Raw genomic sequence first — 13405 nt, 5'->3', positions numbered from 1 at the left:
CGCAAAAGTCCAATTGAGCTTTTTATAAAGGCTTAGAAATATCTTTTTAGGAGTAATATTCTATTTCTCGCCATTATCAAATAGTTCGTGCAGTTTTTGTTGTAATAGCTTTTTGTCAGGTAATTGTGTTTTATACTCTGAAACCATTGTTGGAGAGAGGCTTCTGCTTAGTGCATATTCGACGACCTCACTGTCTTTGTCCTTACACAACAAAACGCCGATACTCGGATTTTCATTCGGTTTCTTTACATCGCGGTCTAACGCTTCTAAATAAAAGTTCAGTTGTCCCAAATGGTCGGGTTTGAATTTGTCGGTTTTGAGTTCAAAAGCAACCAAACATTGCAGTCCACGATGATAGAAAAGCAAGTCAATGTAAAAATCGCTGTTTCCAACTTGTAATTTGTATTCTTCGCCTATAAACAAGAAGTCTTTGCCAAGTTCAAGTATGAAGTTCTTCATTTGTCTTACCAGTCCACTTTGCAAATCATTTTCGCTATGTGGCTCAGGTAAGTTTAAAAACTCAAATACGTAGCTGTCTTTGAAAGTATTTGAGAAGGAGGGTTTATTTTCTCTCAGCACTGCTGAGAGTTTTGAGTTTCCAATCATTGTACGCTCGAAAAGGCTGGCGGAAATTTGTCGGTCGAGTTCTCGAAAGCTAAAATTTTCTTGTTTAGCTAGTTTTAAATAAAATTCTCGCTCTTCAACCGTGTTGCATCTAGAGAAGATAGCCAAATTGTGTGACCAACTTATTTCTCTCAACAGTGTTGAGAGTTTTGGAAAGTCTCTGTACGTTTCGAAAAACTGCTTCATTCTCCAAATATTTTTATCGGAGAAACCTTTTATTTCGGGTTCATTTTGTTGAATATGTTTTGCTAATTCGGTTACCACCGAATCGCCCCATTCAGCCTGTTCAATCTTTTTACTTATATATTCACCAATATTCCAATAAAGGTTAATCATTTCAGCATTTACGGCTCTAATTGCATTCGTCCGGGAATGTTTAATGAGTTGAATAATGTCCGTAAATCGATTGTCCATGTATATGTTCGTATGTTACGAATTTATATTCTTTAGTCTTTTGGAAATGTTTTTCTGCGATTACAGCAAATGAACATTTATTGCAGAAGGTTTAGTATTAGTTTTCTGTTTTCCGGTACAGAAGTTAAATATCATCATCTTCTTTTCGATAGCCTTCGTAATAATACGATTGTTCTATGCCTTTAAAAATAATTTCCCGGTTATCAATTTAGTCGGTCAGATTAGCCAAAAGCAAAGTTCTTAATTCCAGATCGTTAATTGGACTGCGTTCCAGGGCTTGCAGGTAAAGTGTTTTATCCACAAATTGCCAGTTCACTACTTTTTTCAAATTGTTTTTTATTATCAAATCCAGCCAAGCATCGTCCTGCCATTTCCTTCCATAAAAGGGTGAGCGATATTCATTTCCACATATTTAGAAATAATTTCTTCAAATGTGTTTTCAGGCATTGATTCAATTTTTACCAAAATTTCATTCAAATACAAAGCTGACACAAATCTGAATCCGCCTTTTGAGGTATTTTGAGTGCGTATTTTCCCGGCAAAGTCATAAAGTCCTTGGAACAGATATTGGTGTATCTGCTGTAAGCCTTTTATTGTTCCGGTTTTTATTTTTTTGATATCACCGGATTCAAATAAATTGAAGGCATTTTCGAGGCTTTTTTTGTCGATGTTTTTCAAGTTTAGATTGTAATCGTGCTTGATTTTGTTTCAGTATTAAGTCACTTGCAAATCTTCAATGCTTATTCGCAATTTGTGTGTCTTTATTTAATGCTAAAATAAGTTGTGTCAGATTTTAGAAGTTTTTGTGAAAAATCAACATTTGAATCTAATCCATTAATTTTTGAAGCTTGTTTTTCTATTTTTTCTTTGTCGAAATTTTCATCAAATAATAATTCATAATTTAACTTGAAAAGTTGTGAAGTTTTTTTTGTCTTGTACATACCCAAATATGAAGTTTTACCTCCTTCAACTTTAATTTGATTAAACGTTGAATTATCATAATAACCAATTTTTCCAGAGCCTGTTTTTATTACTAGTTCGATAACTTTGTAATTTCCAGTGGGTAAATTTTTAATGGTTATTAGTGAATTAAATGAAGTGGGAGATTTTCCGGTAAACTCTACTCCTGTATTAGTATTAATAATTTTCATTTTCCCTCCAAACCCAGATTCATTAAATGATGAAAATTTTAGATTAAATATTAGTGCTCCAGAATCAACATTGTTTGTCTGAGAAAAAGCCAGCACACTTTGAAGTATAAGTATAGCAAGTATTACTATCGATTTTATTTTCATATTTAAAAATCCAAATTTTATTTCAGGATTTCACTTAGTTCTCTCACCACTGGTGAGAGTTTTGGAAAGTCTCTGTATGTTTCAAAAAACCGCTTCATTCTCCAAATATTTTTATCGGAGAAACCTTTTATTTCGGATTCATTTTGTTGAATATGTTTTGCTAGTTCGGTTACCACCGAATCACCTCATTCAGCTTGGTCAATCTTTTTACTTATATATTCACCAATATTCCAATAAAGGTTATTCATTTCAGCATTTACGGCTCTAATTGCATTCGTCCGGGAATGTTTAATGAGTTGAATAATGTCCGTAAATCGATTGTCCATGTATATGTTTGTATGCTAGGAATTGATGTTATTAGTCTTATTTGTTTGTGGGAGCCATTTCTCTGCGATTACTGCTAACGTTTGTGTTTCTGCAGTGGTGCCTTTTCGAAGCCGCGTCCTGTCCCACGAAACTAAACGTTGAACGAAGTTAAAACGTTAAATTAACCCCTCACGGCACTATTGCAGAAACATGCTGTTGGCAGCTGGCGCGTCACTCGTGTTAGTTCAACAAGTCCTTTACTTTAATCAATTTTTGTCCAACACCTTCATATAGGTCAAGGTCACCGGGGTCGTCAAACCAATGAATAAAGACGTCAACAACCATTTTTTTTATTTCTTCTTCAGTGTCGTACTTTTTAATTTTTGCTAATATGTCCATCACCTCCATATCATATTCCTCAGGTCCACACCAGTCAACAAGTCCCTTTGGGTCTATGTCGTTTATTATCTGTCGCGTAGCCTGAAATGCATCTTTATATTTTTCTTTAAGATGTTTCCTTTCTTCTCTGTCCATCGGTCATTTTTGTCGTTAGCGCTTGCTGCCAACGGACAGGGCTTTGCGCAGGTGTGGTATTAGAATTCCGTCCGCCCGGGCCGCTGCTGATTGAAAATATTTTGATGAAGTCTAGAACAAAAGTTCAGCGATGTTTGTCAAGCCCGAACCATTGCCTGGCTTTGCAATTAGTTGAAGTTTGTTTGTCAAGCCACACTTGAGCAAAACCTCATGTTAGCGGTAGTTACGTTCCTAGAAAGCCATTAACTCTTCCTTCAAGTAACAAGAAAATGAAGCGACCCAAGAGACTTGTTAAGATTCCGTATAATAAAACCCTTTGAAACCTTCTGTTACGATTTTCACTTACAAAGTAAACGTAAGGAAAGAGCCAACGTAAGTATGTTTTTAATGGGAAGCTTAGAATTATAAAGACAACCCCTAGATAAGTTTGGGAGATTTTAAACTCAGTTAGTTTATTCTTTAAAAGGTCAAGTGATACAAAATATAAAATGCAACATATTGCTATAGAAATATGGATTCCATACTTATGCGCTATTTCATGATAATTTCTTCTTTTTTTGAAGAATGAGTTTACTTCCTCAGTTAAGCCATTAGTTATTATTCGGTCATTTGTTTCTATAATAATTTTCGAAAAAGTTGTTCCTATTGGATTAATTTCTTTTGAACTTAATGATATCGTAATATCAATTTCATTCGCTTGAATATTTATGTCGATAAGTTGCAACCCTTCCTTGAAATTCAAAAATTCAGGAAAATCGTCATGCTTAAATGTTTCACTGTAATTATTACCATAAAAAGAGACTTTGGGGTCAATATTCTTAAACTTTTTTTCAGTTAAATATTCTACAAGCCTTTTAACTAAATGTCTTAAGTCATTATATGCAATGGTAACTGCAGGAATGTTTGTCGTCGTTGTTGCTTTCATTTTATTTAGCTCTGGGAAGTTGAAGAGTAATTACCGCTAACGTTTCGGGGCTTTGCGATGGTGGGGCAATAGAAGCACAAATCTTTAATTTTGCACAAAAGCTCAATCGAAGAAATACTGTTGAACTTTGCAGTTTCGCCCCACTATTGCAAAACCCTTGTTACAGGCAGTTTTTTATCATTTCAATTTCGGTAATCTTTATCACTTTTGTGTTAATTTTTAGTTTGTCATACGTTTTTTCTGCTTTGTACTTGCATCTATCATCGTTGGTAATAAAGTAGTCAAAATGAGAAGCATAAAAAGTATGTAAAGCGTCATCAAACATATTGTTATAGTGTCCATCACTTTTATAACCAGCAAGGTCATACTTAGAAAAAACTTCTATAACCTTTGAATACATAGTGTTATCACTTGTGTTATTGTTTGGTGTATAAGCGTCAAAAATATCCGTCAATTCGAGATGTTTTGGTATGTCCTTAAAGTTTGCGTTTACAGACTTTATTAATTCTTTGTTGTTTTTGATTTTATTTAATCCAGTCAGTAAATAAGTTCTGAATGATTTATAAAGCCCATAGTCTGATTTCAATCGAGATTGGAAATTGTAAATATCTGATTGTAATGCGTATTGATTGTTATGAACTTTTGAAAGTGGAAACATTATTCCAAACATTGGTTCAACATATCCTTTCTTGAATTCTGGTGGCAATGGAATAAGCTTGTATAAATCTAATGCTTTTTGCATAAAAGGTTCGTCATCAAATAGATTGTCATATGAGTCGGGTTCAAATTCCCATTCTTTAACTTTCTCATTAAAAAAGTCGAATATATTTCTATAATGCCATTGTGCTTCTTTTCCTCCCCAATATTGGCAAATACAAAGATTATCTGTAAATGATTGAATGCTTTTTAAATGTCCATATATGTAACTTGGATTTTTTTGATATCCTCGAAATAAGTCGTTAAGATGTGCATTAGAATATGCTGTCAAAATATGTTTGTCTCTAAGCAACGAAAAAAGCGTCTGATAAAATGATTTTTCAGGCTCATCTAACTTGTCAATTTTTTCAAGTCTGTCAAAAATATTTAGGTCTATATACGCTTTCATTTAAAATTGGCTGTAACTCCTTAATATGCGAAAGTTTTGTCGTACTTTTTGTATTTAATTAAATAATTACAAGATTTTACAGGATTAATATGGTTTTAATGGTAGATAATGAACCGCCTCACCCCTTCGACAACTCCTCCGACCTCTTCTCCGCAGCCAAAATCCCCCCAATCAAAGCCCCATCCAAATTCCCCGCTTCAAATTGTTTCAAAGCAGCTTCCGTAGTTCCGCCTTTTGAAGCAACCGCTTTGATCAGTTCGTCCAGCGATTTGTCGGCTGTGTTAATTAAATGGAAAGAACCTAGCATGGTTTGTTTAACCAAAAGCGCGGCTACGGATTCTTCGAAGCCCATTTTCTTTCCTGCTTCGATCATCGCTTTTACTACGTAGAAAAAATACGCTGGTCCGCTGCCGCTTAATGCGGTTACGGCGTTTAATTGTTCTTCTTCTTCCAAAAACACAGAACGGCCCGTTGCGTTGATCAGGTTTTCGACTTTACGAAGTTGGGTCATATCAACTTCCGGTGAAGCGGTATACGCAGTAATACCCATTCCAAGCATGGCTGGTGTATTTGGCATGGCGCGGATCACGGCTTTATGATCCAGTACAGTTTGAATATTGGCAATGGTGACACCGGCCATAATGGATAATACGACCTGTTTTGGCGTGATCACTGCGCGTAAAGATTCCTGAACCGAAGCGAAATCCTGTGGTTTTACGGATAAAATGATCAGATCATACGTTCCGATTTGCGGTCCTATCGAACCGGTGATTACGCCGGGCTGAAAGCTGCTAAGCTTTTCCATGCGGTCGTCACTTTTTTCAACCAGTAAAAAATCTTCTTTTTTGACAAGATCAAATTTCAGGAATGCGCGGGCGAAGGCAAGTCCCATGTTTCCGCAGCCAATGATTGCAATTTTCATTTTTATAAAAGTATTTGGTATTAAATTCAGGGTACAAAGAAAATTTGGGAAAACATATACCGGAGAATAATCCCCGGATGATGCATTAGCCACGACGAATTACGCAACTTTTGGTTGAATATCATAGGGCTTTCGGCAGTCAGCTTTCGGCCGTCAAACAATGAAAGAGCGACTTTTTGGCCGACAGCCGATAGCCGACCGTCGATTTCGTAGTTTATCTTCTTACCTTCGGGTTCAAATTCGAAAAAATTGTATTTAATAAAATAGAATCACAGGAAATTCTGCAAAAATAAATTCTTGTGGAGATATATTTTGAAAAATACGTATTATACATTTTTTTAGAGCTAGCAAGATTCATTGCTGCCAAATTATCATAGATTATTGTAATTCTCCAACTATGGCTATAAAAGTTGCTATTTCACACAAGACCAAGTACAAGTTTGATAGGAGTGTTGCATTGTCACCGCATGTTTTCAGATTACGTCCTGCGCCGCATTCGCGTACGGCCATAGAAGGATATTCGTTTAAGATCACGCCCGAAAACCATTTTATAAACTGGCAGCAGGATCCTTTTGGTAATTATCAGGCAAGGGTGGTTTTTCCTGAAAAGGCAACAGAGCTGAGTATTGAGGTTGAAGTAATTGCGAAATTACAGGTGATTAACCCTTTTGATTTCTTTGTTGAGGAGTATGCCGAGAATTTCCCGTTTGCTTATGAAGAAGGTTTAAGGAAAGAACTTGGTCCTTACCTCGAACCAAGGGAATCCGGCCCGAAGCTGATGGAGTGGATTGAAGAAAATAAACCTGCAAATGGCACCAAGATCGTTGACTTTCTTGTCCATGTAAACCAACGCGTTTTTAATTCCATTGGCTATAATATCCGTATGGAAGTGGGTGTGCAGACTTGCGAAGATACACTGACGACCCGGAGTGGCTCATGCCGGGATTCGGCATGGATGCTTGTTCAGTTTTTAAGACATTTAGGCATTGCCGCAAGATTTGTTTCCGGTTACCTTGTTCAGCTTGCTTCTGATATTAAATCATTGGATGGCCCGTCTGGTCCGGAAGAAGATTTTACAGATTTGCATGCATGGGCTGAGGCTTATGTTCCCGGTGCGGGCTGGATCGGACTGGATGCTACATCCGGACTTTTAGCCGGTGAGGGTCATATTCCACTTTGCTGTACGCCTGATTATGCCAGTGCCGCGCCGGTTTCCGGAGCGACGGACAGGTGCGAGGTAGCTTTCGAATTTGATAACAGCGTTTTCCGTATCCACGAGGATCCGCGGGTAACGAAGCCATATACCGAAGAGCAATGGAATAAAATCATGCAGGTTGGCCACGATGTGGAAAAAGATTTGCAGGAAGGTGATGTGCGGATGACCATGGGTGGAGAACCAACTTTCATTTCCATCGACGATTTTGAAGGTGCTGAATGGAACACCGCTGCGGATGGTCCGTTAAAAAGACAACTTGCTTATGATCTTGCATTACGATTGAAAAACCGTTTTGCACATGGTGGTTTGCTTCACTTCGGACAAGGAAAATGGTATCCGGGCGAATTATTTCCGCGATGGCAATATGCGCTTTATTGGAGAAATGATGGTTTGCCGATGTGGAAAAACGATGCGCTGGTCGCGAAAGAAGGTGAGACAAAATACACTTTCCGTGACGCTGAAATTTTCATAACCGAGCTTACAAAATATTTAGGCATCGATACCAATAATATCACGCCGGCTTATGAAGATCCGGTTTATTGGGCGATGGAAGAAGGGAAATTACCTGTCAATATTGATCCGTTACAGGTTAATCTCAAAGATTCCATTGAAAGAAGAACACTAGCCCAGTTACTGCAAAAAGGCCTGAACAATCCAACCGGGTATGTTTTGCCTTTGAAATATAACGTAAAAGACGAAAACTGGTCGAGCTGTGCCTGGGAATTCCGTCGTAAAAACTGTTTCCTGATTCCGGGAAATTCAGCGATCGGTTTCAGACTGCCGCTTGATTCCTTGCCGGAAGTTGCAAAAGATAAAAGAGATCAGCCGATTGAACGCAGTCCGTTTGAGGATCTGCCACCGTTGGGAGAATATAAATCAGTTGTAGAGGCAAGATATGGAACGGTTTCACCGGCTTATGTTGCGCCGGACAATAAGATAATTGAAGATGAGGAAGATGATAAAAAAGTAAAGAGAGAAAAAGCGGCAGAACAAGCCTTGCTTTTTGAAGTTCCGATCATCAAAACGGCGCTTTGCGTAGAAGAACGTGATGGAATTATTTACGTTTATCTGCCTCCAACGGATTATCTGGAACATTATCTGGATCTGATGGCATCCATCGAGGCGACTGCTGAAAAACTGCAAATGCCGATCCGGATTGAAGGATATCCTTCGCCTTCTGATCATCGCGTACAAAAATTAATCGTTACACCAGATCCAGGTGTCATAGAAGTCAATATCCATCCGGCAAAAAACTGGACGGAACTGGTGGATAATATCAGTGCATTGTACGAGGAAGCGTTCTTCTCTCGTTTGGGTACTGACAAATTCATGGTGGATGGCCGCCATACCGGAACGGGTGGAGGGAATCACGTGACAATTGGTGGAGCAAAACCTGCTGATAGTCCGATCCTGCGACGGCCCGATTTGCTGAGAAGTTTGATAACGTATTGGCAGCATCATCCGGCACTGAGTTATTTGTTTGCCGGTCCGTTTATTGGCCCGACAAGTCAGGCGCCGCGTATTGATGAAGGTCGGGATGAAAAATTATATGAGGTTGAAATAGCATTTGAACAAATTCCGGATGGTGAAGAAATTCCGTTCTGGATGGTCGACCGGATTTTCAGGAATTTATTGGTAGATATTACCGGTAATACCCACCGCTCGGAATTCTGTATGGATAAATTGTATTCTCCGGATTCTTCAACGGGTCGACTGGGTATTCTTGAATTCCGTGCCTTTGATATGCCGCCGCACAAACACATGAATTTAGTGCAAACGCTGCTGGTTCGTGCGCTGATCGCTAAATTCTGGAAACAACCTTACAAACATAAATTAATCCGTTGGGGTACCGAATTACACGACCGTTTCCTGTTACCACATTTTGCTTACATGGATATGGTTGATGTGGTGAACGATCTGAAAGACGCCGGTTATAACTTTGACATTTCCTGGTTTGATCCATTCTTTGAGTTCCGTTTTCCGTTTTATGGTGGCATTACGGTTGATAATATACAGCTTGAAATCCGCCTGGGAATTGAACCCTGGCATGTTTTGGGAGAAGAATTAACCAACTCGGGAACTTCCCGTTTTGTGGATTCATCTCTGGAACGGGTTCAGGTGAAAGTGAGCGGATTTATAGAAGGCCGCCATATTCTGGTTTGTAACAGCTGTCGTGTACCGCTGAGAAGTTCCGGGATTAAGGGAGAATTTGTGGCTGGTATACGTTACAAGGCATGGAATCCGCCGTCCGCATTACATCCAACCATCGGAGCGGATGCGCCACTAGTTTTTGATATTGTGGATACCTGGAATAACCGTATTTTGGGTGGTTGTACTTATTTTGTTGCGCATCCGGGCGGTCGCAGTTTTGATACGCATCCTGTAAATAGTTTCGAAGCCGAATCAAGAAAGATCAGTTTGTTCCAGGGTTTTGGTCATACGCCTTCTTTTGGTCAGGAAGTTCCTATTATGGACAAGTCATCACCAGCCGTTTCCCGTTTTGTTGCTGAAACGAAAAAAGACCTCAGAAGTGATACGCCGGTTGAATTAATTGATCCGGAATATCCGAACACACTCGATTTGAGAAAATACTGGAAAGCGAAATAATTCGCGCCCTGTGATAAATTATTTAGTTGAATTATTATGCTTACTGAAGCTTCCGTGAATCTTTTACAATCGTATCGCAGCGGGTTAAACTCGTATGATGAAATTCTGGATGTAAAAGGTCGTGTGAAACCACACTGGCAGGCCCTTTTTGCCACGCTGGAAAAGCTTGGCATTGATGAATTAAAAACGAGGAATCAGGAAATTATTGATAAACTACGTGAAAACGGGGTTACCTATAATGTTTACGATGGCGTCGACGGACTAAACCGTCCATGGCAACTGGATCCGATTCCTTTTTTGATTGAACAAAAAGAGTGGAATACCATAGCAAAAGGCTTGCAGCAAAGAGCCCTTTTGCTTGATTTGATACTTCGGGATATTTATGGGCCAAGAAATCTGGTCAGGGACGCGATCATTCCGGCAGAACTTGTTTTTGATAATGTAGGATTTTCCCGTCCCTGTGCCGATTTGATACTTCCGGCTCCAAACCAATTGGTGCTTTACGCCGCTGATATGGCGCGCGGCCCGGACGGACAAATGTGGATTGTGGATAACCGCACCCAGGCTCCTTCCGGCTCCGGTTATACGCTGGAAAACCGTGTGGTGATGAGTAAGCTGCTTCCCGAGCTTGCCGATGGCATGTACGTGAGCAAATTATCGCCGTTTTTTAACAGTATTCAAAGTACCGTTTCGCAATTATCCGGCAAAACAAAAGAAGCACCGAACATTGTCTATTTGACTCCCGGACCCAATAATGAATCCTATTTTGAGCACGCTTATCTGGCGTCCTATCTGGGATACACTTTGGCGCAGGGAGACGATTTGCTCGTTCGCGATGGGTATGTCTGGCTCAAATCCATTGAAGGTTTGCAGCGTGTTGATGTCATTATCCGCCGTATCGATGACGACTGGTGTGATCCGCTTGAACTTCGTGAAGATTCTCGTCTCGGAGTTCCGGGCTTGCTTCATGCGATACGTAAAGGAAATGTAAAAGTGCTGAATCCGCCGGGGACAAGCGTTTTAGAAAACCATGCGTTTCTGGCTTTCATGCATAACATTTGCCGATACTTTTTGGGGGAAGATCTGATTATGCCGTCAGTTGCAACCTGGTGGTGCGGGCAGCCGAAAGAGCTGAATTTTGTTTTAAACAATATTGACAAACTGATCATTAAAAAAGCAAACCGGAAATCGAAATTCCGGTCGGTTTATGGTCGTCTGCTTACACCGAAAGATAAAGAAGATCTGAAAAAGGCGCTTATCCAGCGTCCTCATGAATATATTGCACAGGAAGAAGTTAGTCTGAGTACTACGCCTTCGCTTGTTAATGGTTTGATCGAACCACGTTATGCAGCCATTCGTGCATTTCTGGTTTCTGATGAAAAAGGATACCATGTGATGCAGGGCGGTCTTACGCGCAGTTCGCCTGTAAAAGATCGTTTTGTTATTTCTAATCAGTATGGCGGATTATCAAAGGATACCTGGATTGTTTCTGATAAAACAGATCAGACTCAGGAAAAAATAATTCTTCCGGTCACACCATCTTATAAAAAACAGGTTTCCGTACCAAGCCGGAGTGCAGAGAATCTTTTCTGGGTGGGGCGTTATTGTGAGCGGACGATGGCCGTTACCAAGTTTATGAATATCGTGATCAATGTGCTCAATATTGACCGGAATTTTGGCGGATCTTCCAAGCAGGAGCATATCAAAATATTGCTTCAGTCACTCACGCATTTATCGTCAACTTATCCAGGATTTTTGGGAGAAGAGAATCAGGAATTGTTGCAAAAACCTTATGTCGAAATTATTAAACTGGCTTCTGATGTTTACCGGCCAGGTACCATTGCTTCCAATGTTTCGTCATTTTTGCACGCCGTTGGCGCAGTCAGAAATCAGTGGGATATTGAAATCTGGCGGATTGTTGATCTGATTGAAAACAGTTTTCATGAGATAAAAAACGCGTCAGCAATGAACAGCAGCAATGTTCAGAAAACCCTGGATAAACTCTATAACAGCATGCTGACTTTTCTGGGTGTTATGTCTGAAACGATGCCGCGGGATAATAGTTATCTGCTGCTCGATACCGGAAAAATTATTGAACGTATACTTTCCAAACTGAGTATTATCCAGTCTAATTTTGGCGTAAAAAATGAAGCAAATGTTGAAAATGAATTGATAGAAGCGACGTTGCTTAATCATCATTTACTGGTCAATTACCGCCAGATCTATAAATCACAGTTAAGTGTGGAAGCGATGCTCGATATGGTTTTGCTGGAAAAGACTTTGCCTTATTCGATTGTTTATTTGCTTGATTCACTTAAAGCAAATCTGGGGTCCTTGCCAGGAACGTCGGGGGAAAGAATGAACGAGGCGCAAAAATCCGTTTTGAAAGCATCAACCCTAATAAAACTGGCGAGTGTTCAGGAATTGAGTCAATTTGATCCGGTGACGCTGGAAAGGGAAGAATTATTTAAACTGATGTCAGAAGTTTCCGGATTAATTTCGTCGGTATCCATGGCGCTGACGAATATGTATTTCAGCCATACAATCATGCAACATTCGTTTTTTAAACCGATAGAGAACGATGAAATATAAGCTGACCCATTTAACGGAATACCGCTACGTTGAGCCTGTGAGTACTTATCACAGTCTTGTATGCCTTACGCCAAGGACTTTGCCTAAACAGCTTTGTCAGGATTTTACAATGGAAGTCACCCCAACACCGGCTGAAATTGAGGAGCGGGTGGATTATTATGGAAACACGACGCACTACTTTTCGCTGCATTCACCACATAAAAAACTGACGGTTAAAACGACCAGTATCGTTGAATGCCTGACAGAAACAACAGGTGCGCCGATCCGCTCTGATGTTACCTGCGCAGAAGCCCGGTCGCGTTTTATGAACGATCGTTCATTGAAAGTTTCCTTATTGGAGTATTTGCTGCCGAGCCCATTAATTAAATGGGATCCGGCGATCATTCATTTTGCAGAAGATTGTTTTCAGGATGATCGTCCGCTCTACGAATGTGTTCATGCACTGAGCCGGAAAATATTTACTGAATTTGATTTCGTTCCTGATTTTACCACGATCCATACACCGATCAGAGAAGTGCTGGCGGCGAAAAAAGGAGTTTGTCAGGATTTCTCACATCTGGCCATTGCCTGTATCCGCAGTTTTGGTTTCGCAGCGCGTTATGTAAGCGGATATCTGGAAACACTTCCGCCTCCGGGCAAGCAAAAATTGCAAGGGTCAGATGCTTCGCATGCCTGGATCTCGGTTTTTATTCCGGATTATGGCTGGTGCGATTTTGACCCGACAAATAATGTCGTTCCCGGTGAGCGTCACATTATTACAGCCTGGGGAAGAGATTACAGCGACGTGCCTCCGTTGAAGGGAATTATTTTCAGTTCAGGTAAACATACATTTTCTGTTGAGGTGGATGTAATTCCAATGGATTGA

10 protein-coding genes and 1 pseudogene are annotated in these 13405 nt (G+C 39.9%); 3 read left to right on the top strand and 8 right to left on the bottom strand.

Annotation, left to right across the window (positions count from 1 at the left end; translation table 11 throughout):
* Positions 1-60: 60 nt before the first annotated feature.
* From AC1XUO_RS15985 to proC, 8 genes and pseudogenes are all read right to left on the bottom strand, one after another.
* Positions 61-1038 (bottom strand): PDDEXK nuclease domain-containing protein, encoded by a 978-nt coding sequence (locus AC1XUO_RS15985; protein ID WP_483330769.1) that lies wholly within the window; start codon positions 1036-1038, stop codon positions 61-63.
* Between the two features lie 342 nt (positions 1039-1380).
* A complete protein-coding gene (locus tag AC1XUO_RS15980) occupies positions 1381-1716 on the bottom strand; it encodes a Fic family protein (RefSeq protein WP_483330768.1) in 336 nt (111 codons plus the stop codon).
* An 83-nt stretch (positions 1717-1799) separates the two neighbouring features.
* Complete coding sequence (locus AC1XUO_RS15975; RefSeq protein ID WP_483330767.1) at positions 1800-2333, bottom strand: hypothetical protein; 534 nt, start codon at positions 2331-2333, stop codon at positions 1800-1802.
* A gap of 17 nt (positions 2334-2350) precedes the next feature.
* Positions 2351-2659, bottom strand: a pseudogene (locus AC1XUO_RS15970) (DUF1016 N-terminal domain-containing protein).
* A gap of 220 nt (positions 2660-2879) precedes the next feature.
* Entirely contained in the window at positions 2880-3173 is a 294-nt protein-coding gene (locus tag AC1XUO_RS15965; protein ID WP_483330766.1) for a DUF1871 family protein, read from the bottom strand.
* A 223-nt stretch (positions 3174-3396) separates the two neighbouring features.
* Positions 3397-4098, bottom strand: a complete 702-nt coding sequence (locus AC1XUO_RS15960) for a hypothetical protein (RefSeq protein ID WP_483330765.1) — start codon at positions 4096-4098, stop codon at positions 3397-3399.
* A 160-nt stretch (positions 4099-4258) separates the two neighbouring features.
* Entirely contained in the window at positions 4259-5203 is a 945-nt protein-coding gene (locus tag AC1XUO_RS15955; protein WP_483330764.1) for a hypothetical protein, read from the bottom strand.
* Positions 5204-5321: 118 nt separating this feature from the next.
* Positions 5322-6125, bottom strand: coding sequence for a pyrroline-5-carboxylate reductase (proC, locus tag AC1XUO_RS15950; RefSeq protein WP_483330763.1), 804 nt, complete (start codon positions 6123-6125; stop codon positions 5322-5324).
* A gap of 397 nt (positions 6126-6522) precedes the next feature.
* On the opposite strand from proC, the gene AC1XUO_RS15945 reads away from it, so the two are divergent.
* The 3 genes from AC1XUO_RS15945 to AC1XUO_RS15935 are packed head-to-tail and all read left to right on the top strand — an operon-like array spanning position 6523 to position 13405.
* Positions 6523-9948: a transglutaminase family protein gene (locus AC1XUO_RS15945; RefSeq protein WP_483330762.1), complete on the top strand. Its 3426-nt coding sequence runs from the start codon at positions 6523-6525 to the stop codon at positions 9946-9948.
* A gap of 36 nt (positions 9949-9984) precedes the next feature.
* On the top strand, positions 9985-12540 hold the full coding sequence (locus AC1XUO_RS15940) for a circularly permuted type 2 ATP-grasp protein (protein WP_483330761.1): 2556 nt from the start codon (positions 9985-9987) through the stop codon (positions 12538-12540).
* On the top strand, positions 12530-13405 hold the full coding sequence (locus AC1XUO_RS15935; protein ID WP_483330760.1) for a transglutaminase family protein: 876 nt from the start codon (positions 12530-12532) through the stop codon (positions 13403-13405). Before AC1XUO_RS15940 ends, AC1XUO_RS15935 begins: the two co-directional genes overlap by 11 nt.

This window comes from Dyadobacter sp. HNCC25DJ186, from assembly GCF_056895235.1.
The sequence above is the reverse complement of the archived record's forward strand: the minus strand, read 5'-3'. Positions and strand labels throughout refer to the sequence as shown.

Coding starts and splice junctions, on each gene's coding strand:
- AC1XUO_RS15960 (WP_483330765.1), bottom strand. CDS start 4,098: ATGAAAGCAACAACGACGACAAACATTCCTGCAGTTACCATTGCATAT.
- AC1XUO_RS15975 (WP_483330767.1), bottom strand. CDS start 2,333: ATGAAAATAAAATCGATAGTAATACTTGCTATACTTATACTTCAAAGT.
- AC1XUO_RS15985 (WP_483330769.1), bottom strand. CDS start 1,038: ATGGACAATCGATTTACGGACATTATTCAACTCATTAAACATTCCCGG.
- AC1XUO_RS15945 (WP_483330762.1), top strand. CDS start 6,523: ATGGCTATAAAAGTTGCTATTTCACACAAGACCAAGTACAAGTTTGAT.
- AC1XUO_RS15935 (WP_483330760.1), top strand. CDS start 12,530: ATGAAATATAAGCTGACCCATTTAACGGAATACCGCTACGTTGAGCCT.
- proC (WP_483330763.1), bottom strand. CDS start 6,125: ATGAAAATTGCAATCATTGGCTGCGGAAACATGGGACTTGCCTTCGCC.
- AC1XUO_RS15965 (WP_483330766.1), bottom strand. CDS start 3,173: ATGGACAGAGAAGAAAGGAAACATCTTAAAGAAAAATATAAAGATGCA.
- AC1XUO_RS15940 (WP_483330761.1), top strand. CDS start 9,985: ATGCTTACTGAAGCTTCCGTGAATCTTTTACAATCGTATCGCAGCGGG.
- AC1XUO_RS15955 (WP_483330764.1), bottom strand. CDS start 5,203: ATGAAAGCGTATATAGACCTAAATATTTTTGACAGACTTGAAAAAATT.